This window comes from Acidiphilium sp. (assembly GCF_049977125.1).
GTDB lineage: Bacteria > Pseudomonadota > Alphaproteobacteria > Acetobacterales > Acetobacteraceae > Acidiphilium.
In genome coordinates, this window is the sequence record NZ_JBMFGY010000049.1 from 1 (window position 1) to 2,723 (window position 2,723).

General features: G+C 65.9%; 2 protein-coding genes and 1 pseudogene. 1 reads left to right on the forward strand and 2 read right to left on the reverse strand.

Going from position 1 to position 2,723, the window contains the following annotated elements; all coding sequences use genetic code 11:
• Positions 1-50 precede the first annotated feature (50 nt).
• Positions 51-1,457: a dihydropyrimidinase gene (gene hydA, locus ACP5E6_RS09475; RefSeq protein WP_427953990.1), complete on the reverse strand. Its 1,407-nt coding sequence runs from the start codon at positions 1,455-1,457 to the stop codon at positions 51-53.
• On the reverse strand, positions 1,454-2,116 hold the full coding sequence (locus tag ACP5E6_RS09480) for a TetR family transcriptional regulator C-terminal domain-containing protein (RefSeq protein ID WP_427953991.1): 663 nt from the start codon (positions 2,114-2,116) through the stop codon (positions 1,454-1,456). Before ACP5E6_RS09480 ends, hydA begins: the two co-directional genes overlap by 4 nt.
• 113 nt (positions 2,117-2,229) lie before the next feature.
• Between ACP5E6_RS09480 and ACP5E6_RS09485 the strand changes: the two are divergent.
• Positions 2,230-2,723 (forward strand): annotated as a pseudogene (locus ACP5E6_RS09485) (dihydropyrimidine dehydrogenase); the annotation flags it as partial.

The following is a 2,723-nucleotide window of genomic DNA, read 5'->3' on the forward strand; positions in this document are numbered from 1 at the left end:
TTTCATGCGATTATGTTGCCGCTGCCGCGTCAACTTAATCGCATATCGCTCTAACCCGCACCGGGTTTTGGCACCACCGGGGTGAAGCACGGCCGATCGACATAGCGCCCCGCCCCCCGCACCGCCCGCAGCTCGCCCTCGGTGAACACAAGCCGGCCGGATGCAATGGTATGCCGTGCCACACCCTGCACCTCCATCCCTTCGAACACGTTGAAATCGACGTTCTGGTGATGCGTCGCCGCGGAAATCCGCCGCGTTGCCCGCCCATCCCACACCACCAGATCCGCATCCGCCCCCACGGTGACGCTCCCCTTGCGCGGATGGATATTGAAAATCTGCGCCGCGTTGGTCGAGGTCACCCGCACGAATTCCTGCGGCGTCAGCCGCCCCGCCACGACACCATGATGCCAGAGAATGCTCATCCGGTCCTCGATCCCGCCGGTTCCGTTCGGGATCAGCGTGAAATCATCGCGCCCGGCGGCCTTTTGCGGCGTGCAGAAACAGCAATGATCGGTCGCCGTGGTCTGCAACTGCCCGGACGCCAGCCCCGCCCACAACGCCCCCTGATGATGCTTCGCCCGGAACGGCGGGCTCATCACATGCGCCGCCGCGAAGGCCGGATCGGCGTTGCGATAGACGCCCTCATCGATCACCAGATGCTGCGCCAGAACCTCGCCGAACACCCGCTGGCCGGTCGCCCGCGCCCGCGCGATCGCGGCACTCGCCTGTTCGGTCGAGACATGCACGATATACACCGGCGTGCCGATCACCCCGGCGATGGTGATCGCCCGCTCCGCCGCCTCACCCTCCACCGCCGGCGGCCGCGACAGCGCATGCCCTTCCGGTCCGGTGATCCCCGCCGCCAGCAGGCTGCGCTGAAGGTGAAACACCGCCTCGCCGTTCTCGGCATGAACGGTCGGCATCGCACCGAGTTCGAGCGCGCGGGCGAAGCTGTTCAGCAACACCCCGTCATCGACCATGATGGCCCCCTTATAGGCCATGAAATGCTTGAAACTGTTCACCCCGTGCTCGCGCGCCAGCGTGCCCATCTCGTCGCGCACCCGATCGGACCATGAGGTGATCGCCACATGGAAACTGTAATCCGCCGCCGCCTTCACCGCCCGTTCGCGCCACACGTGATAGGCGGCAAGCGGCGACTCATCCGGTGCGGGGATCACGAAATCGATGATCATCGTGGTGCCGCCCGCCAGACCGGCGGCGGTGCCGGTATAGAAATCCTCGCTCGCCACCGTGCCCATGAACGGCAGTTCCATATGGGTGTGCGGATCGATCCCCCCCGGCATCACGAACGCATCGCCGGCATCGACCACGCTGGCCCCCGCCGGCGCTTCGAGATCCGGCCCGATCGCCGCGATCACCCCGCTCGCGCACAGCACATCCGCCCGATAGCGCCGCTCGGCGGTCACGATCGTGCCGCCCCGGATCAACAGACTCATGGCGATTCCCTTCCTTTCGATCGATCGAGCCCGCACCCGCGCAGCACGAGTTGCAAAATCAGCGCCTCACCGCTGGCGAATTCCGCCTCGCCCAGCCGCGGCACGCCCAGCACCGCGGTCATCTGGCTCGCGAAATCGGCGTAGGTCTGGGTCATCGCCCAGAGCAGAAAGAACAGGTGCCGCGGATCGACCGGGTCCATCCGCCCCTGCGCGATCCAGCCCTCGATCACCGCCGCTTTCTCATCGACCTTGCGACGCAGGCTGAGCCCGAGATACGACCGCAACTGCGTCGCCCCATGCAGAATCTCGTTGGCGAATACTTTCGAGGCGAACGGCCGGTCCCGCGAATACGACATTTTGGCGCGGATATACGCGGTCAGCGCCGCCGCCGGCTCGGCATCCGGGCGGATACTGTCCGACGCATCGAGCCAGAGTGCGAGAATATTCTCCAGCACCTGGGCGTAGAGCTTCTCCTTGGTGCCGAAATGATAGTGCAGATTGGCCCGCGGCAACCCGGTCGCCGCCGCCAGCGCCGCCATCGTCGCCCCCGCCAGCCCGGCCTCGGCGAACACCGGCTCGGCCCGCGCCAGAATATGCTCGACAATCTGTGCCGATTTCGTCTGGCGTGGTTTCGCTGCCGGTGAGGCTGAAATCTGCACTGTTTTTGATCAATTTTCAGTTGAAGATATGATCGCTGATCAGTTTCAGAAATAACTTGACGGATCGGTCAGCTCTGGTCAAGTTCATTTCGATCACGGTGCCGGGGGTGAGCATGCACGACGCGCCAGCCTTGAACAGCAAGCCGGATCAATCCGGCCTCGTCTGCGGCCGCCTCGATCCCGCCGATCTGATCACCGGCTTCGCCGACATCCACCCCTGCCTCACGCCCGACCGCGCTGCACTCGCCGCCGCCCGATGCTATTTCTGTCACGACGCCCCCTGCATCACCGCCTGCCCGACCGGCATCGACATCCCCGGCTTCATCCGCGCCATCGCCACCGGCAATCTCGCCGGTGCCGGGCAACGGATTTTCCAGGCGAATATTCTGGGCGGCTCCTGCGCGCGCGTCTGCCCCACCGAGATCCTCTGCGAAGGGGCGTGCGTCCGCGTCGCGCAGGAAGACGAACCCGTCGCCATCGGCGCGTTGCAGCGCGTCGCGACCGATCATGTCATGGCGCGTCACGCCGAAACCGGCACCCACCCGTTCACCCGCGCATGCCCCAGCGGCCGGCGCGTCGCGATCGTCGGCGCCGGGCCGGCCGGCCT